The 18,923-nt window shown below is 67.6% G+C and carries 18 protein-coding genes; 11 read left to right on the top strand and 7 right to left on the bottom strand.

Annotation, left to right across the window (positions count from 1 at the left end):
• The first annotated feature begins 76 nt into the window (after positions 1 to 76).
• Together SOM47_RS07080 and SOM47_RS07085 are read left to right on the top strand one after the other, a co-directional pair.
• The gene (locus SOM47_RS07080; protein WP_320505183.1) at positions 77 to 547 is read left to right on the top strand and encodes a DUF4442 domain-containing protein; all 471 of its coding nucleotides are present in this window, start codon (positions 77 to 79) and stop codon (positions 545 to 547) included.
• Positions 548 to 672: 125 nt separating this feature from the next.
• The gene (locus SOM47_RS07085; protein ID WP_320505184.1) at positions 673 to 1,332 is read left to right on the top strand and encodes a dioxygenase family protein; all 660 of its coding nucleotides are present in this window, start codon (positions 673 to 675) and stop codon (positions 1,330 to 1,332) included.
• A 19-nt stretch (positions 1,333 to 1,351) separates the two neighbouring features.
• Here SOM47_RS07085 and SOM47_RS07090 read toward each other — a convergent pair whose 3' ends face one another.
• Positions 1,352 to 2,665, bottom strand: a complete 1,314-nt coding sequence (locus SOM47_RS07090) for a hypothetical protein (RefSeq protein ID WP_320505185.1) — start codon at positions 2,663 to 2,665, stop codon at positions 1,352 to 1,354.
• Positions 2,666 to 2,752: 87 nt separating this feature from the next.
• Here SOM47_RS07090 and SOM47_RS07095 point away from each other — a divergent pair, with 87 nt between their 5' ends.
• The 3 genes from SOM47_RS07095 (at position 2,753) to SOM47_RS07105 (ending at position 6,197) form a co-directional block, all read left to right on the top strand.
• Positions 2,753 to 3,433 carry a DUF502 domain-containing protein gene (locus tag SOM47_RS07095; protein ID WP_042612229.1) on the top strand — a complete coding sequence of 227 codons (681 nt, stop codon included), beginning with the start codon at positions 2,753 to 2,755 and terminating at the stop codon, positions 3,431 to 3,433.
• Entirely contained in the window at positions 3,433 to 4,206 is a 774-nt protein-coding gene (locus tag SOM47_RS07100; RefSeq protein WP_320505186.1) for a queuosine precursor transporter, read from the top strand. The genes SOM47_RS07095 and SOM47_RS07100 overlap by 1 nt, the downstream gene beginning before the upstream one ends.
• 95 nt (positions 4,207 to 4,301) lie before the next feature.
• Positions 4,302 to 6,197, top strand: a complete 1,896-nt coding sequence (locus tag SOM47_RS07105; protein WP_320505187.1) for a DUF885 domain-containing protein — start codon at positions 4,302 to 4,304, stop codon at positions 6,195 to 6,197.
• A gap of 51 nt (positions 6,198 to 6,248) precedes the next feature.
• On the opposite strand, the gene SOM47_RS07110 is transcribed toward SOM47_RS07105, so the two are convergent.
• The gene (locus SOM47_RS07110) at positions 6,249 to 7,832 is read right to left on the bottom strand and encodes a hypothetical protein (RefSeq protein WP_320505188.1); all 1,584 of its coding nucleotides are present in this window, start codon (positions 7,830 to 7,832) and stop codon (positions 6,249 to 6,251) included.
• Positions 7,833 to 7,978: 146 nt separating this feature from the next.
• Between SOM47_RS07110 and gloA2 the strand changes: the two genes are divergently transcribed.
• The 5 genes from gloA2 to rnfB all read left to right on the top strand — a co-directional run bounded on the left by gloA2 (position 7,979) and on the right by rnfB (position 12,237).
• Complete coding sequence (gene gloA2 / locus SOM47_RS07115) at positions 7,979 to 8,374, top strand: SMU1112c/YaeR family gloxylase I-like metalloprotein (protein WP_320505189.1); 396 nt, start codon at positions 7,979 to 7,981, stop codon at positions 8,372 to 8,374.
• A 146-nt stretch (positions 8,375 to 8,520) separates the two neighbouring features.
• Entirely contained in the window at positions 8,521 to 8,964 is a 444-nt protein-coding gene (locus tag SOM47_RS07120; RefSeq protein WP_042612224.1) for a DUF2147 domain-containing protein, read from the top strand.
• 97 nt (positions 8,965 to 9,061) lie between these two features.
• Positions 9,062 to 11,146, top strand: coding sequence for a methionine--tRNA ligase (gene metG / locus SOM47_RS07125; protein ID WP_320505190.1), 2,085 nt, complete (start codon positions 9,062 to 9,064; stop codon positions 11,144 to 11,146).
• A gap of 28 nt (positions 11,147 to 11,174) precedes the next feature.
• The gene (locus SOM47_RS07130) at positions 11,175 to 11,768 is read left to right on the top strand and encodes an HAD family hydrolase (RefSeq protein ID WP_320505191.1); all 594 of its coding nucleotides are present in this window, start codon (positions 11,175 to 11,177) and stop codon (positions 11,766 to 11,768) included.
• A 25-nt stretch (positions 11,769 to 11,793) separates the two neighbouring features.
• Positions 11,794 to 12,237: an Rnf electron transport complex subunit RnfB gene (rnfB, locus tag SOM47_RS07135; protein WP_320505192.1), complete on the top strand. Its 444-nt coding sequence runs from the start codon at positions 11,794 to 11,796 to the stop codon at positions 12,235 to 12,237.
• Between the two features lie 551 nt (positions 12,238 to 12,788).
• Here rnfB and SOM47_RS07140 read toward each other — a convergent pair.
• Positions 12,789 to 13,136, bottom strand: a complete 348-nt coding sequence (locus SOM47_RS07140; RefSeq protein ID WP_042615079.1) for a RidA family protein — start codon at positions 13,134 to 13,136, stop codon at positions 12,789 to 12,791.
• A gap of 183 nt (positions 13,137 to 13,319) precedes the next feature.
• On the opposite strand from SOM47_RS07140, the gene mprF reads away from it, so the two are divergent.
• Positions 13,320 to 15,878: a bifunctional lysylphosphatidylglycerol flippase/synthetase MprF gene (gene mprF / locus SOM47_RS07145; RefSeq protein ID WP_320505193.1), complete on the top strand. Its 2,559-nt coding sequence runs from the start codon at positions 13,320 to 13,322 to the stop codon at positions 15,876 to 15,878.
• Here the strand turns inward: mprF and SOM47_RS07150 are convergent.
• The 4 genes from SOM47_RS07150 to SOM47_RS07165 all read right to left on the bottom strand — a co-directional run bounded on the left by SOM47_RS07150 (position 15,875) and on the right by SOM47_RS07165 (position 18,711).
• Entirely contained in the window at positions 15,875 to 17,200 is a 1,326-nt protein-coding gene (locus SOM47_RS07150; RefSeq protein ID WP_414715774.1) for a virulence factor family protein, read from the bottom strand. The two genes, mprF and SOM47_RS07150, sit on opposite strands and share 4 nt — an antisense overlap.
• Before the next feature lie 80 nt (positions 17,201 to 17,280).
• Complete coding sequence (locus tag SOM47_RS07155) at positions 17,281 to 17,898, bottom strand: DUF998 domain-containing protein (RefSeq protein WP_320505194.1); 618 nt, start codon at positions 17,896 to 17,898, stop codon at positions 17,281 to 17,283.
• Positions 17,895 to 18,065, bottom strand: coding sequence for an oxidoreductase-like domain-containing protein (locus tag SOM47_RS07160; RefSeq protein ID WP_192083205.1), 171 nt, complete (start codon positions 18,063 to 18,065; stop codon positions 17,895 to 17,897). The genes SOM47_RS07155 and SOM47_RS07160 overlap by 4 nt, the downstream gene beginning before the upstream one ends.
• A gap of 43 nt (positions 18,066 to 18,108) precedes the next feature.
• On the bottom strand, positions 18,109 to 18,711 hold the full coding sequence (locus SOM47_RS07165; protein WP_320505318.1) for an HD domain-containing protein: 603 nt from the start codon (positions 18,709 to 18,711) through the stop codon (positions 18,109 to 18,111).
• Between the last annotated feature and the right edge of the window lie 212 nt (positions 18,712 to 18,923).

Consider the following 18,923-nt stretch of genomic DNA (forward strand, 5'->3'; position numbering starts at 1 on the left):
CCCGCCCTCCCCATCAGACTTTTCCATACGCACCCGCATGGTTACACTGGCCTCCCCACTTCGGCGCCGGTCCACCATGAAAGCCAGCCTGTTCCGCCACGGCATCAATCTGTGGCCGCCCTTCCTGTTCGCCGGCATCCACGTAACCCGGGTGTCGCCGGATTACCGCAACATCGTCGTCGAACTGCGCATGCGTCCGTGGAACCGGAACTATGTCGGCACCCATTTCGGCGGCAGCCTGTTCGCGATGACCGATCCGTTCTGGATGCTGGGGCTGATGAACAACCTGGGCCGCGACTACTACGTCTGGGATCGCGCCGGCGAGATCGAATTCCTGAAACCCGGCCGCGGGACGGTACGTGCGACCTTCCGCATCGATGACGCAATGCTCGCGGAAATCCGCTCGGCCGCTGCCGATGGCAGCAAGCAACTGCGCTGGTACAGCAACGACGTACTGGATGCTTCCGGAGAGGTGATCGCACGCGTGCGCAAGCAGGTCTACATCCGGCTCAAGCCGCAGGCGCGCGGCGGCGCAATTGTCGATTGAGGCGAGTACCGCCGAATCGAACGCTTGTGCTTATACCGAGATGGAGCACACGGCACCGCATCGCGGCATATCGATGATGAAGTGCGGCGCACATGCGGTGCGCCGATCTTCATCGGAGAAACGAAATGTCAGCAACGATCAGCAGACGCCACGCCCTGCAGGCCGCCGGGTGGGCGGCCACCGCCCTGTTCACCACCACCGCCGCCGCGCAGCAGCAACGCCGGATCACCGTGGAGGACATCATGGGTCCGTACTATCCCATCCAGCGACCGCTGGACGAGGACGCGGACCTTACCCGCGTCGATGGACAGCCGGGCGTTGCGCAGGGCACCCGGATCGACCTGCGTGGACGCGTCGTCGACACCCTGGGCCAGCCGGTGGCAGGCGCCTGGATCGAGATGTGGCAGGCCAACACCCACGGGCGCTACGCGCATGCCACCGACGCCAACGAGGCTGCGCCGCTTGACCCTGCGTTCCAGGGGTTTGGTCGACAGGAAACCGACGCGGAGGGGAGGTTCCGCTTCCTGACCATCGTCCCCGGAGCGTATCCCATCGGGACCGGCCCGGATCAGTTTCGCACGCGGCACATCCACTTCGACATCCGCGGCCAGCATGATCGCCTGGTGACGCAGATCTATTTCAGTGGCGAGCCACTCAATGACAGCGACCTGCTCTACCAGGCGCTGTCTGCCGAAGATCGCGAGACCGTCACCCTGCTGCCGCGCAGCGTGGGGGAGGATAAACCGTTGGAAGCAGAGTGGACGGTGGTGCTCGCCACAGGCTGACACCTGCGCAGGGTCCGCCTCACTTCGCAGCTTGCCGTGAGGGTTCTGGATCCCAGCGCAGCGGCACCCTCAGCAGGCGGTCGTCGGGCGAGCGCGAGGTGTCACGCCGCGCGACTTGAAGCCAGCGCCCCTCGGCATCCGCATGGGGAGCGCGGGTTGCCGAACGTAGCGCCACCGGCAGCCTGGCCAGCGCATCGGCGGGTGAATCCGACCGCGTGCGCAGCCACTGCTGCGCCGCCAGCAGCCGCACCATCGCGGCGGCGTCCTGGCTGCGGTCGGCATAGCGCAGGTAAAGCTGCGCGGGGATATCACTCATCGCGCAACCTGCCAGGTTGGCTACGCAGTCAAAGCCGCGCGTGGCCGGCGTGGGCGTCTCGATCTGCCTGTCCTCGCCCAATCGCTGCTGCTGTGCGGGGTCGCACGCCCATGCATGCGCCGTGGCGATGCGCGCAAGGGAGCGCTCGGGATCCAGCACAAGCACTGAACCCGGCGATCGCGCAGAGTAATGCATCGCCATGTCGGCGTAGCGCATCTCGCCCTGCAGCGGTCGGCACAGGCTGGTTTCGGCCGCCGTCATCGGCCGCAGCGCCGCGCTGCAGGCAGCGGGAAGCGAGGCGTCGCGCGGCAGTTCGGCCAGCACCTCGCCCAGCACGCCACCATTGAGTTCCACCATGGCCATGCCGACACTGCTGGCAAGCAGTGTATCGCTGCCGGACAGCAGACGGCGGCCAGCGAGGAGGCCGCTGCACAGACCCTGCAAGGCACCGGCGGTATCGCCCTGGACATGGGCCAATGCGTGCGCGGTGACCGGATCGGTCATTCCATTCAACGCCGGGAACGGGAGCATGATCGCGGCGACCTGGCTGTCCCATGGGCTTGTGAAGTGCCCGGATGCCGCCGCCTGCGCCACGCGCGCGTGCAGGCCTGCATGCCCGGCGTGGGCCTGGGCGAAACGCTGCGGATCGGTGCGCACCTGCTGCAGACAGGTGCCGGTGGGCCCGCTGCAGTGGCGTCCTTGTGGATAGGCCGCGCGTGGATGATCGCCTTCGGCACTCATCCGCACGCCGCCGGCCAGGTCCGGATCAACCTGCCAGCGCGCGGCGTCCACCGCCATCGCCGACGCGCGGGAGCGGTCGTCCATGCCATCGAAGTCCAGCATCCACAACAACGCATAGCCGTTGCGGCCTTCGACCGGGACCTGCGTGCGCATCAGCGCCAACGCGCGGCGCTGGTTGTCGGGCATCGGCCAGAAATGCGATGCACACCACAGCAGCACCGCCGCCGCCAGCACGCCCAGCACGCTGACCACCGACCACTTCACCCCCTTTGCCATCCTCGACACCATCGCAACCCACCTCCCTGCCACGTCCTATGACACAGCAGAGCCTAACCGGCGGCACGCGACCGCTACAATGCGCCGATGTCACTCCCAGCTCCCACTCTCACCCCCCGCCCTTCCCTGCAGCGGCTGTTCCTGACCGGCCTGCTGACCCTGCTGCCGATCTGGCTGACCTGGGTCGTGGTGAAGTTCGTCTTCGTGCTGCTGTCCGGCATCTCCAGTCCGCTGGTGGTGGCGATGTCCGAACCCATCGCCACACGGTTCCCGCACTACCTGGGCTGGGTCCACGTCGAATGGATCCAGAACGTGGTGGCGCTGCTGGCCACCCTGCTGGTGATCCTGGCCGTGGGCGTGCTGAGCCGCCGGGTGGTCGGCCAGCGCCTGCTGCGCTGGGTCGGCGCGGTGATCAAACGAATTCCGCTGGCCAGCATCATCTATGACAGTGCCAAGAAGCTGCTGGACATGCTGCAGACCGAGCCGGGCACCACCCAGCGCGTGGTGCTGATCGACTTCCCGCACCGTGACATGAAGGCGGTGGGCCTGGTCACCCGGGTCATCCGCGAACAGGGCACCGGCCGCGAGCTAGCCGCGGTGTACGTGCCGACCACGCCCAATCCGACCTCCGGTTACCTGGAGATCGTGCCGGTGGAACTGCTGACGCCGACCGACTGGACCGTGGACCAGGCGATGAGCTTCATCATCTCCGGCGGTGCCGTCGCGCCGGAAACCGTGCCGTTCACCCGCGCCGGCGAACGCGGCTGATGAGCGCGCGGCCGCTGCACGACCGTGCGGTCCTGCTGTTCATCGCGCTGGCCGCGTTCTTCTGCGCCAACGCGGTGCTGGCCGAGCTGATCGGGGTGAAGATCTTCGCGCTGGAAGACACCTTCGGCATCGCACCGCTGGACTGGAACCTGTTCGGCCAGACCGGCTCGCTCAGCTTCACCGCCGGCACGTTGCTGTGGCCGGTGGTGTTCGTCATGACCGACACCATCAACGAGTTCTTCGGCAAGCGCGGCGTGCGCTTCATTTCGTGGCTGGCGGCGGTCCTGATCTGCTACGGCTTCCTGTTCGCCTACGCGGCGATCTCGCTGGCACCGGCCGGCTGGTGGGTCGGCTCGATGAGCGCGCAGGGCGTGCCGGACTACCAGGCGGCGTTTGCCGTGGTTTTCGGCCAGGGTATGTGGACCATCGCCGGCTCACTGGTCGCTTTCATGGTGGGCCAGCTGATCGATGTAGCGGTGTTCCACCGCATCCGTCGCGTGACCGGCGAACGCCATGTCTGGCTGCGGGCCACCGGATCAACGGCCGTGTCACAGCTGATCGACAGCTTCGTGGTGATCTGGATCGCCTTCGTGCTGGGGCCGCAACAGTGGCCGACCTCGCTGTTCCTGGCAGTCAGCAGTGTCAATTACGTTTACAAAATGGGCTTCGCCATTGCCCTCATTCCCTTGCTGTACCTGATGCGGCATGCGATCACGCAATACCTGGGTGCGGACCGGGCACAACAGCTACGGGCCGACGCGGCAGCTGACTGAGCGACAACGCGGCGTTTCCTGACTGCGCGCTCGATGCTGGCCGTATGCGTCTAGATCGTGCAAGCTCCACGGTCTGTGTTCCACGGAAATGTCCGATGCCCCAGCTTGCCCGCGCCCTGGCAGTCGCACTTGCCTCGTTGATGCTGTTCAGCGCCGCGCCGCCGGCCGAAGCCGCCAAGAAGAAAGCCACCCGCCCTGCGGCGGCGCAGACCCGCCAGGCGACCAAGCCCAAGGCCAGGCCGCGTGCACGCCCGGCCGCTGCGGCCAGCCGGCAGGCCGCGGCTGCACCGGCCAGCAAGGCGACCCAGCTGGAGCGCCTGTACGACGAGTACTGGGACGCCTCGATGCGGCTCAATCCCCTGCAGGCCACGTTCCAGGGGGACGCGCGTTACAACGGCGAGCTACCGAATATCCTGTCTGCGGCCTGGCGCCAGCAGTCGCATGACTTCACTACGCAATGGCTGGGCAAGGTGGAAAAGATCGGCAGCAGCGGCCTGCAGGGGCAGGATCTGCTGAGCTATGAGATCTTCGTCCGCGACGCCAGGGCATCGCTGGCGGCCGAGCAGTACCCCTCGTGGATGCTGCCGATCAGCCAGTACTACAACCTGGGCAGCATCATGGCCATCCTCGGCGCCGGCGCGGGGGCGCAGCCGTTCAATACGGTCAAGGACTACGACGACTGGTCAAAGCGTTCGCTGGGCATCCCGGCCCTGTTCGAACAGGCCACCGCGAACATGCGGCAGGGCATGGCCGCCGGTGTGGTGCAGCCGCGCGACCTGATGGAAAAAGTGCTGCCGCAGCTGGATGCGGTGATCAAGCCGACTGCCGAAGAAAGCATCTTCTGGACGCCGATCCGGACCATGCCGGACACCATCCCGGCCGAAGAGAAAACCCGCATCAGCGCCGATTACAAGCGCATGATCGAGTACCGCATCATGCCCGCTTACCGCGCGCTGCGTGGTTTCATCGCCACCGAATACCTGCCGGCCACGCGCGAAACCGCGGGCCTGGGCGCATTGCCCAATGGCGCGGCGTGGTATGCCGGCACGCTGCGCCAAGCCACCGCCACCGCCCAGGACCCGGCTCAGCTGCATGCCTGGGGCGAACAGCGGGCACAGGCCCTGCATGCACAGATCGCCGCGGTGATGAAGGACAACAAGCTGCGCGGCAGCGAAGCCAAGCTGCTGCAGCGCATGCGCAGCGACAGGCAGTTCCAGTACAGCGATGCCAATGCGCTGCTGGGCCGCTACCGGCAGGTGCAGCAACAGGTGGCCGCGAAACTACCCAGCGTGCTGCAGACCCTGCCCAAGGCCGCGCTGGAGATCCAGCCAGTCGAAGCCGAGCGCGCCGCTTCCTCGGCTGCGGCGTCCTACCAGCCCGGCGTCAATGGCAGCCGCCCCGCGGTGCTGTCGGTGAACACCAGCAACCTGCCCGCACGCAAGCGCTGGAGCGTGCCCATGCTGTACCTGCATGAAGCCGTGCCGGGCCATCACGCGCAGCTGGGACTGCAGCAGGAAATCGAAAAGCTGCCACGTTTCCGTCGTCTGGGCGGCGATCTGGCCTTCGTTGAAGGCTGGGGCCTGTATGCCGAATCGCTGGGCGAGCCGCTGGGTCTTTACGCCGATCCTTACGACCACATCGGCTACCTGCACGCGGCGCTGACCCGCGCGGCACGGGTGGTGGCCGATACCGGGATCCACGCACAGGGCTGGAACAAGAAGCGCGCGGTGGAGTATCTGGAACAGAACACCGGCATGGCCGTCGACGATGCCAACGCCGAAGTGGAACGGATGATGGCCCAGCCCGGACAAGCGCTGTCCAACGTACTGGGCGAGGCGAAGATCGTGGAGCTGCGCGACCGCGCCCGGCAGGCGCAGGGCGGCGCCTTCGACCTGCGCGCCTTCCATGCAGAGCTGTTGAAGGACGGCTCCATGCCGCTGGACATCCTGGAACAGCGGATGAGCCGCTGGCAGGCGCAACCCGGCCGCTGATGGGGCCGGATCCCGCTGCCGCAGGGCACGGGATCCGGCACAGGCCAAAGGTCAGAAGTAGACGCCGACCTCCTCTTTCAATTGCTGGTTGTGGCGCAGGGCGGCTTCCAACTTGCGATGCAGCTCTTGCAGCTGCTGCAGCTGAAGGAACGCCTCGCCTACGCCTGGCTCGGCCGGCTCGTCGTCCCGACCGAGGTCGGCCCAGAAGGTTTCACCGATCTCGGCGTGGGCCGGCTGGTCATACCGATCTTCGTGGAACGCAGAATGTACGACGAAGCCGCTCTCATCGGCAGTAGTCGGGACGCGCGGCGGTGCGAACGCGGCCAGGCGTGGGCCGGTGCCTGCGTTGTCGCTGACCCGCTCCGGCGATATCGACTGCTTGGACTGACTCCGCCCCCATTTCCCATCGTGCTCTTTGGTCAGGAAGAACGCGTCTGTCACTGATACCGACTCGCCCGACTCGGCGTCAACCTCAAGCAGCCGGCTGGTTTCGATCTCGTCAAATCTCACGGTTCCCCGGCGCCCCTGCGGACTCATCACCTGCTCGGCATCCTCCTCTTCAAGCGCTGCGTTTCCGCGCAGCATCGCTTCCCTGCGAAGCCTGTCCAGTTCTGTGCGCGGCATCGTCCCGAACAGTTCGGACGGGTGGAACGGATCCTCGTCGTGCTCCTCGTGGATCATCGGAAGCTCAGTGCCGCGCGGACGCTGCGCGTCAGCCAGCACGCCGGGTTCTCCGTCCATGGTGCGATCTTCTTCCAGCGGCTGCGGGTCGATCACCCCGGCCCCTATTCCGGCGGCACGGTGCTGGTGCTCCATCTGCTCCATCTGCTCCATCTGCTCCAGAGGCTCGGTCACGTTCCACGGATCATCGGCGGACACCGGTTCGTCATCCTGCAGCAGCGACATCGATGGCACGGTTGCCGGCTCCGCGGCCGCTGCAACATCCATGGCCGCCGCCGGCGCTGGCGGGCTCACCACCTTCGCCATATCAGCAGGCGTTGCTGGCGGCTGGTTGCGAAAATACGCGAGCATCTGCGTCACTCTGATGGTGGACGGCCTCACCACGCCCTGGTCAGGATCGGCGCGTCCCGCGCCAGGTACCTTGCCCTGTTGCTGCAGATGACCGACGTAGTCCTTCCAGTCACCGGCATCGGCTGCTGCATGGGTCGACACGCCGGTCGCTGGCGAGACCGGAGCCGAGCCAGCTCCCGCAGCCACTGTCGCGGGCGCTGGGCGAACCAACGGGTCGACACCGGCACGCGTTGCCGACGGTTGATTGCCAAGATACGCCAGCATCTGCTTCACCTTGACGTTCGACGTCCTCATGACGCCCTGGTCAGGATCCGCGCGTCCTGCGCCGGGCACCGTGCCCTGTTGCTGTAGATGACTGACGAAGTCCTTCCAGTCACCGGCATCCGCCGCTGCATTCGCCGATGGCGCAGCCGATGCATGTGGCGAACCGGGTACAGCCGGCGCTGGCTCCAGCGTGCGCTTCTGGAGCAAAGCGCGTTGTTCGGACGGTGGATTGCTGACCGCCAGCATGGACGGCAGCGCATTCTTTACAGGCGGCTTGGCCGCCAGTTTGACCGAAAGAAACGACGTGTATCTCACCGGGTCATCGGTAATGGCGGTCATAACGGTTCTCTGCGATCGGAGGAGACCCTAGGCTGCCTCCCCCAGCGTCCAGCGGCTTTCGCTTTTCGTCCTTCTGGCAACGGGGTGGCGGCTGCGTCCAGAGGCCTGATCTGAGATCATGGCCAGCCTTCCCAGGTGCACGCCCCATGTCCCACGGCCTGCAAGGCATTCACCACGTCGCGCTGATCTGCGCCGACTATGCGCGTTCGCGCACGTTCTATGTCGATGTGCTGGGCCTGGTGGTACTGGCCGAGCATCACCGGGCCGCACGCGACTCCTGGAAACTCGACCTGGCCTTGCCCGATGGCAGCCAGCTGGAGCTGTTCTCCTTCCCCAACCCGCCGCCGCGCCCCAGCCGGCCCGAGGCGCAGGGGCTGCGCCATCTGGCCTTCCGGCTGGAGGCGCTGGAACCGTTCATCGCGCACCTCGCCCGGCACGGCGTGAAGTGCGAGCCGATCCGCGTGGACGAGTACACCGGCCGCCGCTTCACCTTCTTCGCCGATCCGGATGACCTGCCGCTGGAGCTGTACGAGACCCGGTAGTGACGGGCGCTGGCCGTCAGCATCTGCGGGTTGGCGGCCAGCGGCCGTCACCACCGGGCCCTTGCACCATACCTACCCGGATGGGTATACAGTCGGCACAGGCCGGCACCCGCGCCGGCGTTGAACCAAAGCCCTGGGAGGGGACCATGCGCAAGACCTTCAAGACCCTGCTGCTGGCGCTGCCGCTGTGCGTGGCCGCGCTTTCAGCGAACGCCGCCGATTCGGCGGTGGGCCGCTGGAAGACCATCGATGACAAGACCGGCAAGGTGAAGTCGATCGTGGAGATCACCCAGGCGGGCAACGGCACGCTGAGCGGGAAGGTGGTCGACATCCTGCAATCGGACAAGGGGCCGAACCCGGTCTGCAGCGACTGCAGCGGCACCAACAAGGACAAGCCCGTGCGTGGCATGACCATCCTCTGGAACCTGAAGTCCGACGGCACCGCCAGCTGGTCCGGCGGCACCATCCTGGACCCGGCCAACGGCAAGACCTACAAATCCAAGATGAAACTGCAGCCCGGTGGCACCCGCCTGGACGTGTCCGGCTGCGTGGCGTTCATCTGCCGCGCCCAGACCTGGCAGCGCGAGTAAGCGCAGGCGGTCACGGAGGTCGGATCGCCCTTTTCTGGAAGGCCATCCGACCCCCTTGTGCGATAATCCGGGATTCCCCTCGCTGCACGCCGTGACCATGACCCGTACCGCGCTCGTCACCACCGCCCTGCCCTACGCCAACGGCCCGCTGCACCTGGGCCACCTGGTGGGCTACATCCAGGCTGATATCTGGGTGCGTGCGCGGCGAATGAGCGGCGGGACCACCTGGTTCGTCTGTGCCGACGACACCCATGGCACCCCGATCATGCTGGCCGCCGAAAAGGCCGGACTGACCCCGGAAGTGTTCATCGCCGGCATCCAGGCCGGCCACGAGCGCGATTTCGCCGCCTTCGGGGTCGACTTCGACCACTACGATTCGACCAACTCGACTGCCAACAAGGCGCTGACCGAATCGTTCTATTTGAAGCTGGAAGCGGAAGGCCACGTCAGCCGCCGCTCGGTCGCGCAGTTCTACGACCCGGCCAAGGGCATGTTCCTGCCGGACCGCTACATCAAGGGCATCTGCCCGAACTGTGGCAGCGCCGACCAGTACGGCGACAACTGCGAAGTCTGCGGCGCCACCTACAGCCCGACCGACCTGAAGGAGCCGAAATCGGTGATCTCCGGGGCGACCCCGGAAGTGCGCGATTCGGAGCATTTCTTCTTCGAAGTGGGCAAGTTCGAAGGCTTCCTGCGCGACTGGCTGGGCGGCGATGTCGCCCTGCCCGGGGTCAAGGCCAAGCTGATGGAATGGATGAACGCCGATGGCGGCCTGCGCGCGTGGGACATCTCGCGCGATGCGCCGTACTTCGGCTTCGAGATCCCCGGCCACCCGGGCAAATTCCTGTATGTGTGGCTGGATGCACCGATCGGCTACCTGTCCAGCTTCCAGACGCTGTGCGCGAAGACCGGCGTGGATTTCGAATCGCACCTGCGCGCCGGCACCTCCACCGAACTGCACCACTTCATCGGCAAGGACATCGTCAATTTCCACGGCCTGTTCTGGCCGGCGGTGCTGCATGCCACCGGCCACCGCGCGCCAACCCGACTGCACGTCAACGGCTACCTGACCGTGGACGGGGCGAAGATGAGCAAGTCACGCGGCACCTTCGTGATGGCGCGGACGTTCCTGGATGCCGGGCTGGAACCGGAAGCGCTGCGTTACTACTACGCCGCCAAATCCTCCGGCGGGGTGGACGATCTCGACCTGAACCTGGGCGACTTCATCGCCCGCGTCAACGCCGACCTGGTGGGCAAGTTCGTCAACCTGGCCAGCCGCTGCGCCGGCTTCATCAGCAAACGCTTCGATGGCCAGCTGGCCGCGCAGCTGCCCGACCCGGCGCAGTACCAGCGTTTCGTCGAGGCCCTCGCGCCGATCCGCGAAGCCTACGAGCGCAACGATCCGGCCGCCGCCATCCGCCAGACGATGGCGCTGGCCGACGAAGCCAACCGCTACATCGACGACGTAAAGCCGTGGGTGATCGCCAAGCAGGAAGGCGCCGATGCGCAGCTGCAGTCGGTGTGCACCCAGGGCCTGAACCTGTTCCGGGTGCTGGTCACCGCGCTCAAGCCGGTGTTGCCTGCCACCTCGGCGCAGGCCGAAGCCTTCCTGGCCGCACCGGTCAGCGACTGGACCGCACTGGCGCAGCCGCTGCTGGCGCATCGCATCAACGACTACGTTGCGCTGTTCACCCGAATCGACCCGAAGAAAATCGACGCCATGACCGACGCCTCCAAGGACACCCTGCAGCCGATCGCCGCTGCCCCTGTTGCCGCTGCCGCACCTGCCGCCAAGGCCGAAGCCAAGCCTGCTGCTGCCATGAGCGCGGCGCAGGGCGACGCCGCGCCGGCATACATCGGCATCGACGACTTCGCCAAACTGGACCTGCGCATCGGCAAGGTGCTGGCCTGCGAATTCGTGGAGGGCTCGGACAAGCTGCTGCGCTTTGAACTGGATGCCGGCGAGCTGGGCACCCGGCAGATCTTTTCCGGTATCCGCGCCAGTTACGGCGAACCGGAAAAGCTGGTCGGCCGCAGCGTGGTGTTCATCGCCAACCTGGCGCCGCGCAAGATGCGCTTCGGCCTGAGCGAAGGGATGATCCTGTCGGCCGGTTTCGACGGCGGTGCCCTGGCACTGCTGGATGCCGACAGTGCCGCGCTGCCAGGCATGCCGGTCCGCTGACCTGCAACTGGCCACGCCGGAGGGTGCGATGGAGCTGGCGCTGTTCGACTTCGACCATACCGTCACCACGGCCGACAGCTACCGCCGCTTCCTGCGGCGGGTGGCTACACCCGAACAACGGGCGCGCGCCTGGTGGTTGGTGGGGCCCTGGCTGGGCGCTTTCCGCCTGCGGCTGATCAGCGCCGAGCGCATCCGCGCCCGCGTCACCGCGCTGGTGTTCAGTGGCCGCCACGCCGATGACATCGCGCTGCTGGCCGCCGGCTACGCACGCGATGCGTTGCCGGAGATGATGCGCCCGGAAATGCTTGAGCAGATCCGCTGGCACCAGGCGCAGGGGCACACCGTAGCCATCGTGTCGGCGTCGCTTGATCTGTACCTGCGGCCCTGGTGCGACCAGTTGGGACTTCAGTTGATCTGCAACCAACTGGAAAACCGCGAGGGCCGTTTGACCGGCCGTTATGCCGGCGGTGACTGCGGCCCCCGCAAGGCTCAGCACATCCGGCAGCGCTTCGATCTATCCCGTTACACGCGCATCCATGCTTACGGTGACAGTTGCGAGGACGCGCCGATGCTCGCCCTCGCCCACGACCGCTGGTATCGCGGAAAACCACTGGAACGATGATTCCCCTGCGCCGCCATCGCCCCGCATGAGCCTGATGCCTCCCCCGCTGGTGGAGCGGCTGGACCGCCTGTTGCCGCAGACCCAATGCGGCCAGTGCGGGTTCGACGGCTGCCGCCCCTACGCCGCGGCGATGGCCCGCCGCGAAGCCGGCGTGGAGCGCTGCCCACCGGGCGGTGATGCCGGTGCGCGCGCGTTGGCGCACGTGCTGGGCGTGCCGGCGCGGCCGTATGACCGCAGCCGCGGCGAGCACAAGCCAGCGCAGGTGGCGGTGATCGTGGAAGCCGACTGCATAGGCTGCACCAAGTGCATCCAGGCCTGCCCGGTGGATGCGATCGTCGGCGGGGCCAAGTACATGCACACGGTGATTGCCGATCTTTGCACGGGGTGTGAGTTGTGTATCCCGCCGTGTCCGGTGGACTGCATCGATCTGGTGGGTCGAACGGGTGAGCCCCCCTCGCGGGTGGCTTGAAAGCTGGAACTGGGGATGGGGGTGGCCCGGGCGGGGAGGCTATGCGGGGCACGCGCAAGTACGTCCATGTAGCTCTTCGCGGCTCCTGCCGCTCAAGGCCCCGCATAGCCTCCCCGCCCGGCCCCTGACAGGTTCCGGTGGCCGCCACCCGCGTAAAAAAAGAGAGAAAAGCGGTAGCGCCGAAGGCAGCGGCAGGAGCCGCTGCCAACGTCGCTTGCGACGGCCCGCAGGGTGCCGGTCAGGACGACCGGGATACCCATGGTCGGCGTGAACCATCAGACCCCATTCCTCCCACCCTCCGCCGACCATGGGTCGGCGCTACCGAAGGGCCCATGGCCCCCATGGACCTGTCGAAGGTGGGGCGGGGTGGGTTCGTGGGAACGCTCATCCGCATGGATGCGGATGGCGAGCCTACATGGGCGTACTTGCGGCGATTCCCACGAACCCACCCCGCCCCGCCAACGCAACAGCCCTGCAGGCTCTTGCCGTTGCCGTTGCCGTTGCTTGAAGAGCAGGTGCCGGGCGCAGCCCGGCAACACATCAAAACCCGATCAAGGAACCGCGGCGGTCACCACGATCTCGACCTTCCACTCTGCATGCGCCAGCTTGGCTTCCACCGTCGCACGCGCCGGCGTCATGCCCGCCACCACCCATTCGTCCCACGCCGCATTCATGCCATCGAAGTCGGCCATGTCGGCCAGGAAAATCTCCGCCCGCAGCACGTGCTGCTTGTCACTGGCCGCCAGCACCAGCAGCTTGTCGATCTCTTCCAGCACCTGCCGGGTCTGCCCGGTGATGTCCTGGCTGGTGTCCTCGGGAATCTGCCCCGACAGGTAGGCGACCTTGTTGTGGATGGTCATCTCGGACATGCGCGGACCAACATCGAAACGCTCCAACACGGGCGTGCTCCTCTTTCTGTGGACAAGCCCCATTCTGGCCCACCGCGACCGCCTTGTGGTGATGGCCAACGGCAGTGCAACAGCGCAACCGCCCGCCTCTAGCCAAACCCCCGGCACGGGCGCACGATGCGCAGCTTCGCGCCGTTGACGCGCCCATCGCCCGTGCGGGTCCACTTTCCTTCCATGACTGAATCCGCCCCGCTCGCCTCTCCGGCCCGCCAACGCGTCAAGCGGCTGCTGACCGTGGTGTTTCCGCTGCTGGTGCTGGCAGTGGCGCTGCACGGACTGGCCGGCGCCTTCGACGAACATGGCTACCGCGCGGTACGCCAGGCGTTCCGTGATCTCGGCACAGGGCAACTGCTGCTCGCCGTGCTGCTGGGGCTGGCCAGTTACGCGTGCCTGGTCGGCTTCGATGCGATCGGGCTGCGCCGCAGCGGCGTGCACGTGCATCCGGCACGGATCGGCATCACCGCCTTCCTCGCCCATGCGCTGGGGCAGACGGTCGGCTTCGCTGCGCTTACCGGTGGCGCCGTGCGATTGCGCGGTTATCGCAGCGCGGGGCTGGACCTGGCGCAGATCGGCCAGGTGGTGCTGATGAGCACACTGGGCTTCGTGTTCGGCGCCTGGGTACTGCTTGGCGCCGCGTTGTGCCTGGAACCGGCCGCAGCCGCCCTTGCATTGCCGCTGCAGGTCGGCGCCTTGCAGACGGTCGGCGCGGCGCTATGGCTGGGCTATGCCGGGGCCATCCTGGCAGTGGGCCACGAAGGCCGCACGTTCTCCGTGTTCGGCCATGCACTGTGGCTGCCCGATCGTCGCACCATGCTGGCGGTGACCGCGCTCAGCGTGGTCGAACTGGTGCTCGCCGCTGCCGCGCTGTACGTGCTGCTGCCCGATTCCACGCCCACCGGCCTGCCCGGCTTCGTCGGCATGTACCTGGTGGCGGTGCTGGCCGGGCTGGTCTCCACCGTGCCGGCCGGACTGGGCGTGTTCGAATGGAGCCTGCTGAAGCTGCTGCCGCAGGTGGCACCCGGTGCGGTGCTGGCCGCCGCACTGGTCTACCGCGTTACCTACTACGTGCTGCCGCTGCTGCTGGCCACGCTGCTGGCCACCGCGCCGGCGCTGCGCCGCCCGCTGCGTGCCAGCGCCGGTGCCACCCGCGCTGGCTGGAACGCGCTGCGCCCGTGGCTGCCGCACATCGTGGCGCTGGCGGTGTTCAGTGTCGGCGCCGCGCTGATCGTGGACGGCACGCTGCCGGCGCCGCATCGGCACCTGCACACGGCCTCGCTGCCGCTGCTGGAAACCTCGCACCTGCTCGGCAGCCTGGCCGGCGTGGTGCTGCTGCTGATCGGCCAAGGCCTGTCACGCCGCAGCCACGCCGCCTGGGTGCTGGCGCTGGTGATCTGCATCGCCGCGCCGCTGCCGATCTGGCTGCGCGGTGGGCAGGTGCTGATCGCGGTAGCCGCGCTGCTGGTGGCCGTAGCGCTGTGGACCGCGCGCCGCGAGTTCTACCGCGAAGGCGCGCTGCTGGACCAGGCATGGTCGTGGCCGTGGCTGCGCAACCTGGGCCTGGTGCTGGTGGCGGTGGTGTGGCTGTTGTTCTTCGTCTACAGCCATGTGGAATACCAGAACGAACTGTGGTGGCAGTTCGCGCTGTCCGGCAACGCACCACGTGCCTTGCGCGCGCTGCTGGTGGTGGCGATGGCCGTGGCGATCTTCGGCATCGGCCGGTTGCTGCACAGCACCCGCGGCCCGCTGCCGGCGGCCGACGAGGCCACCCTGCAGGCGCTGGCGCCCGTACTGGCGGCCGCACGCGATACCCAGGCCTGCCTGGTGCTCACCGCCGACAAGGCCGTGCTGCGCGACGAGGCTGGGCTGGGCTTTGTGATGATGCAGCGGCATGGCGGCTCGCTGATCGCGATGGGCGACCCGGTGGGGCCACCGGACGTGGCCCGGACGCTGATCTGGCGCTTCCGCGAAGAAGCGGATCGCCTTGGCCTGCGGCCGGTCTTCTATCAGGTCGGCGAAGCCTACTGGCAGACCTATCTCGACCTGGGGCTGGGGTTGGTCAAACTGGGCGAAGAGGCGATGGTGCCGCTGCAGGAGTTCACCCTGGAAGGGCGCGACCGAGCCGACCTGCGGCAAGCCTGGAACCGGGGCAAACGCAGCGGACTGAACTTCCGCGTGGCCGCAGCCGACGAGGTGCCGGCCCTGATGCCCGAACTGTCGGCGGTTTCCAGTGCCTGGCTGGACGACAAGGCCGGCGAAGAAAAAGGCTTTTCGCTGGGCAGCTTCGACCCCGTTTATCTGGCACGTTTCCCGGTGGCGCTGGTGGAAGCGGAGGGCCGCATCGTGGCCTTCGCCAACCTGTGGCACGCACCGGCAGGGCACGAACTGTCGGTCGACCTGATGCGGCACCTGCCCGATGCGCCGAAGGGCACGATGGACTTCCTGTTCATCGAACTGTTCCTGTGGGCACGCGAGCGCGGCGACATCCGATTCTCGCTGGGCATGGCACCGCTGTCCGGGCTGGCCAACCATCGCCTGGCCGGTCGCTGGTCACGCGTGGCAACGCTGGTGGCACGCCACGGCGAGCGCTTCTATGGTTTCAGCGGACTGCGTCGGTTCAAATCCAAGTTCGCCCCGCAGTGGCGGCCGCGCTACCTGGCTGCACCCGGTGGCGTGCACCTGCCGGCGGCGCTGCTCGATGCCACCCGCCTGATCTCACTCGAGCCCCGCCACTAGCGTGCAGCGGCATTGAGGATCTCCCGGGCGAGGCGGTCGTGGTCACCATTGAAATGGTGGTCGCCAGGCAACGGCAGCACGCGCACGCCCGGTGGCAGGTCCGGGCACAGGGCGTCGGCGTCCTTCTGCCCGTAAACACACAGGGTCCTGTCGGCGGGCAGGCGCGCGATCTCCGGTGCGATCGGCAGGCCATCGTCGTTGCTGCCCAACCAGTTGCTGACGTGGAACTCGAAGTCCGCAGTGCGCCCCACCGACAGCAGCGCGATCAGCTCCACCTGCGCGCGCAGCGCCGGCGCCAGCCGGTTGATGCTGGCCGGCAGTACATCGGCGCCTTGGGAAAAGCCGATCAACAGCAGTTTCGGGCGCTGCCAGCGCTGCCGGTAATAGTCGGCGATGCGGGTCAGGTCGGCGGCAAAGCCGGCCGGCGTGCGGGCGCTCCAGAAGTAGCGCAGTGAGTCCACTCCGACCACCGACACGCCCTGCGCGGCCAACGCTGCGGCAACGTCCTTGTCCAGCCCCGCCCAGCCGCCGTCGCCTGAGACGAAGATGGCAACCGTATCGCCGGGGACGGTCGCAGGCACCTCGACCACGGGCAGACCATCGAGGTCCTTCGGGGCAGGCGCCACGTTGACGCCGGGTGCTTCCCCCAGCACCCGCGCCGCGGCCAGCAGGCCAGGCAGCGCATCGCCGCCAGCGGTACGGCGGAAGGTGCGTGCCGAAGCGATTGTCTGCTGGAAGGCACGCGACTGCGCGCCGGTATCGGCGGCCAGCCAGGGCAGCGCAAGCGGCACGGGCTTGAGGGTGCCATCGACGATACCGGCGCCGCACGCCATCCGCTGCGGTGCCACACCCGGCTGGAAGCCGGTGGTCAGCAGGCCTGCCAATACCCCGTCGCCCGCCTGCGCCGCCAGCACATAGGCGAACCGGGCGCCCTCGCCGTCACCGGCCAGCAGCGGCAGGCGATAACCGGGCAGGTGCAGCCACGCCTGCAGCCAGCGCGAGAAATTCTCCACGTCGCCCGCACCGAACGCGCACGGGCCACTGCCTTCGCGCTGCAGCGCGTTATTCAGTTGTCCCAGGTCCACCGCTACCACCAGCGCGCCGGCATCACGCAGCGCATCGCGTTCGCGCTGCGCGGCGTCGGCTTTGCCGGCCGCGTGGAACCACAGCACCACGCGCTGCACCGTGCCATGCGGCTGTGCCAGCGGCACCTGCTGGAACCGTCCATGGCTGGCCTGCTGCGCGGGCACTCCAGCCGCTACGCATGGCACCAGCACGCACCACGCCATCAGCGCGCGCGCGCATCTTCCACTGAACCGCATGCACCACTCCACCGGGACCTGACCTGCGCCCACGATACGCCCGGCAGCCGCCAAGGGGGTGTGCCGGAATGGGCGTCCGCTCAGCGTGGGGTGCGCGCGTGGCGCCAGCTGGACCACGCCAACCACAGCAGCCAGCCGACGATCACCGCGATCACCAGTTTCTGCCCTGCCCCGCGCGGCGGTCCACGCCACAGCACGTGCAGCCACAACAGCACGAAGGCCAGCCACGCCCACCACCACAGCACCGCCGCCGCGCGCCTCCAACCGGGTTCGCGGCGCAGGTACCAGGACTGCAGCAGCATCGCCACGCTGGCGCACAGGAATGCGGTCATCGCCGAAAGGCCGTGCACCAGCGGCCACGCAAGCGGGGCCCGCTCGGGCAGCCAACTGTCCCCCACCGCAACGCCTGCCAGGCCCAGCCCGGCACACACGAACAGCAGCGCTGCTGCGCCACTGCGGCGCGGACCGCGCAGGTGCCGGTACATGGAAAGCCCGAGTACCACGATGGCCCCTGCCAGCAGGCAGTACGCCGTGCGCAGCGCAAGCCCCCAGGGTCCGTGCAGATACAGGCTCAGGGTAGCGTTGACCCAGTCAAGGTCAGCGCGCGCGAACTGGGTCCACAGGGCGGTCGCCACGAACAGCAGCAACGCCACCATCGCAATGCCACTGGCACAGCGAGGGTCGCGTGCACGGTTCATGGCGCGCCTGCCTCCGGATGCCGCAGCAACCACGCCGCCAGCGCCTGCCGGTAGTTCTGCAGCGCTTCGCTGTACAGGTCGAGCACGCACAACGGGCAGCCACTGCCGCAGCATTCATTCGGACCGGGCGCTTCCGGCGGTATCGGACGGGGATCGGGATCAGTCACGCAATCAGGCCAACAGGACAGGCCGCCAGTGTAGCGGCCGCTCTCAGGGCCCGGCCACCCGCAGCAGGTTGGCCCGTGCCGGTGCGTCGAAATGCTGGTGGAACAGATCGCTGAGGTAGATGCGTGGCTGCCGCGCCAGGTTGCGCAGGAAGCGGCGACGGCCGGCGCGGTACAGGAACGCAGGCACGCTGCCGGCGTACTCTTCGGCCACGCCGCGGTCGTAGGCGTCAAACACCGCTTCGGGCGCGCCGAGGATGGCCATGTCGCAGTCCAGGAACAGCGCCGCCTCGTTGTCGACGTCGCCGGGCTGCAGGCTGCCGTGGCGCGCGGTCAGCAGGATCAGTTCGCGCACCCGCGCCACGTCGATGTCCTGTTCGGGCAGCCACTGTGCGATCGCTTCGGCAGCGAGCTCAGCCGAACGCGCCTCGTTGTCCTTGCGCCCGCTTTCATAGATCGCATCGTGGTACAGCACGGCCAGGTAGACCTCGCGCGGCTGTTGCCACCGCGCCTGCGCAGCGGCCCACTGCGCGTGCTGAAGCAAGGCGCGCACGTGGCCGAAGTGGTGGTAGGCCCGCGGGGGTGCGGCATAGCTGGCCTGCAGGGCGTCCCACTGCCCGGCGGGCAGGATGATCGGCTGGAATTCCATCCGCTCAGGATGTGCCAGCGGGCGGCCACGACGCAAGCACTGGACAATCTTTCACCACCCTTTCACACGCCCTGCAACGACAGCGTCATCGCCACTTATGCACAGCTTTCTCCGCGCATGGTCCACACCCGCTGTGGATGACCGGCATGTGTCCGACCAGCGGTGCGGCGGCGGGCATGGGCCGGTCTATGCTCGGCCCAATGGCGCGTGCC

Source organism: Stenotrophomonas sp. CFBP8980 (assembly GCF_034046095.1).
In the GTDB taxonomy this organism is placed as follows: Bacteria; Pseudomonadota; Gammaproteobacteria; order Xanthomonadales; family Xanthomonadaceae; genus Stenotrophomonas; species Stenotrophomonas lacuserhaii.

What these genes read in the sequence shown, in the direction of transcription:
- SOM47_RS07150 (WP_414715774.1), bottom strand. Translation starts at nt 17,200, where the DNA reads ATGCGGTTCAGTGGAAGATGCGCGCGCGCGCTGATGGCGTGGTGCGTG.
- SOM47_RS07155 (WP_320505194.1), bottom strand. Translation starts at nt 17,898, where the DNA reads ATGAACCGTGCACGCGACCCTCGCTGTGCCAGTGGCATTGCGATGGTG.
- SOM47_RS07105 (WP_320505187.1), top strand. Translation starts at nt 4,302, where the DNA reads ATGCCCCAGCTTGCCCGCGCCCTGGCAGTCGCACTTGCCTCGTTGATG.
- SOM47_RS07095 (WP_042612229.1), top strand. Translation starts at nt 2,753, where the DNA reads ATGTCACTCCCAGCTCCCACTCTCACCCCCCGCCCTTCCCTGCAGCGG.
- SOM47_RS07130 (WP_320505191.1), top strand. Translation starts at nt 11,175, where the DNA reads ATGGAGCTGGCGCTGTTCGACTTCGACCATACCGTCACCACGGCCGAC.
- SOM47_RS07085 (WP_320505184.1), top strand. Translation starts at nt 673, where the DNA reads ATGTCAGCAACGATCAGCAGACGCCACGCCCTGCAGGCCGCCGGGTGG.
- SOM47_RS07120 (WP_042612224.1), top strand. Translation starts at nt 8,521, where the DNA reads ATGCGCAAGACCTTCAAGACCCTGCTGCTGGCGCTGCCGCTGTGCGTG.
- SOM47_RS07100 (WP_320505186.1), top strand. Translation starts at nt 3,433, where the DNA reads ATGAGCGCGCGGCCGCTGCACGACCGTGCGGTCCTGCTGTTCATCGCG.
- SOM47_RS07165 (WP_320505318.1), bottom strand. Translation starts at nt 18,711, where the DNA reads ATGGAATTCCAGCCGATCATCCTGCCCGCCGGGCAGTGGGACGCCCTG.
- SOM47_RS07110 (WP_320505188.1), bottom strand. Translation starts at nt 7,832, where the DNA reads ATGACCGCCATTACCGATGACCCGGTGAGATACACGTCGTTTCTTTCG.
- SOM47_RS07080 (WP_320505183.1), top strand. Translation starts at nt 77, where the DNA reads ATGAAAGCCAGCCTGTTCCGCCACGGCATCAATCTGTGGCCGCCCTTC.
- metG (WP_320505190.1), top strand. Translation starts at nt 9,062, where the DNA reads ATGACCCGTACCGCGCTCGTCACCACCGCCCTGCCCTACGCCAACGGC.
- rnfB (WP_320505192.1), top strand. Translation starts at nt 11,794, where the DNA reads ATGAGCCTGATGCCTCCCCCGCTGGTGGAGCGGCTGGACCGCCTGTTG.
- SOM47_RS07090 (WP_320505185.1), bottom strand. Translation starts at nt 2,665, where the DNA reads ATGGCAAAGGGGGTGAAGTGGTCGGTGGTCAGCGTGCTGGGCGTGCTG.
- mprF (WP_320505193.1), top strand. Translation starts at nt 13,320, where the DNA reads ATGACTGAATCCGCCCCGCTCGCCTCTCCGGCCCGCCAACGCGTCAAG.
- gloA2 (WP_320505189.1), top strand. Translation starts at nt 7,979, where the DNA reads ATGTCCCACGGCCTGCAAGGCATTCACCACGTCGCGCTGATCTGCGCC.